This is a genomic window from Mycobacterium simiae (genome assembly GCF_008370645.1).
Taxonomy (GTDB): Bacteria; Actinomycetota; Actinomycetes; order Mycobacteriales; family Mycobacteriaceae; genus Mycobacterium; species Mycobacterium simiae_A.
This window is the reverse complement of record NZ_VTZN01000448.1, coordinates 1-792: the sequence shown is the minus strand read 5'-3', so window position 1 is coordinate 792 and position 792 is coordinate 1. Positions and strand designations below refer to the sequence as shown.

Genomic DNA, 792 nt, shown 5'->3' with positions numbered 1-792 from the left:
GCGCGCTGCGGAGTGCATTATCGCCGAGATCGGCGTTGACATGCCACTATTCGGTAGTTGGGCTCGTCTGGCTAGCTGGGCGGGACGCTGCCTGGGGCATCATGAATCGGCCGGCAAACACCAATCGGGTAGGTCGCGTCCGGGTGCGATGTGGCTGGCCGCCACCTTGGCCCAGGGCGGCGAAGCTGCCGGACGTTCCAAGGGCAGCTATTGAGGTGCCCAGTTCCAGCGGCTCCGTGGCCGACGCGGTCATGCCAAGGCGCGCAAGGCCGTCGAGCACTCGATTCTGGTGGCCGCCTACCACGTGCTGGACCGCCAGTTCGCTTATCACGATCTCGGGGCGGACTGGTTCGTGCGCCGCGGGCCGAGGATCGGCGCTGCGGTGAACTTGCCCGTTGATCGTCTCGCGGTCGGAGTAGACCAGGAATCCCTCTCGACGACCCGCGCGCCGAATCCGGTCTCGGCAACGCCGACGTGGCCGAAGAGCAGTAACAGCTAGCTGCAGCTGCCCCACCGGACTGTCATCCGGGCGCACCCGCGGTGCCGTTGCTACCCGCCAGACCGTCGGACCCCGCTGCGCCGGGGGTGTCGGCTACCCCGCCGCGGCCGCCCAGGCCGCCGGCACCTCCGCTACCGGCAGCTCCGCCGGCACCTCCGTTACCGGCTAAGCTGCTGGCGCCCGGCAAGCCAATCAACCCTCCGCGCCCGCCGGCACCACTAGCACCACCAGCACCGAAAAACCCGGCATCACCCCCCCGACCACCAACCTGACCCACACCACCGGCCGCACCA

The 792-nt window shown here is 69.2% G+C and carries 3 protein-coding genes; 2 read left to right on the top strand and 1 reads right to left on the bottom strand.

Translation table 11 applies throughout. From position 1 onward, the window contains the following. Together F0Q45_RS26365 and F0Q45_RS26360 are read left to right on the top strand one after the other, a co-directional pair. Positions 1 to 214: transposase (locus F0Q45_RS26365; protein WP_149656639.1), on the top strand; the 214-nt coding region annotated here is incomplete at its 5' end. A gap of 75 nt (positions 215 to 289) precedes the next feature. Beyond that, positions 290 to 499, top strand: a complete 210-nt coding sequence (locus tag F0Q45_RS26360; RefSeq protein ID WP_149656638.1) for a hypothetical protein — start codon at positions 290 to 292, stop codon at positions 497 to 499. A gap of 22 nt (positions 500 to 521) precedes the next feature. On the opposite strand, the gene F0Q45_RS28325 is transcribed toward F0Q45_RS26360, so the two are convergent. Next, a partial coding sequence (locus F0Q45_RS28325; protein ID WP_188113194.1) for a hypothetical protein occupies positions 522 to 792 on the bottom strand: 271 nt, incomplete at its 5' end.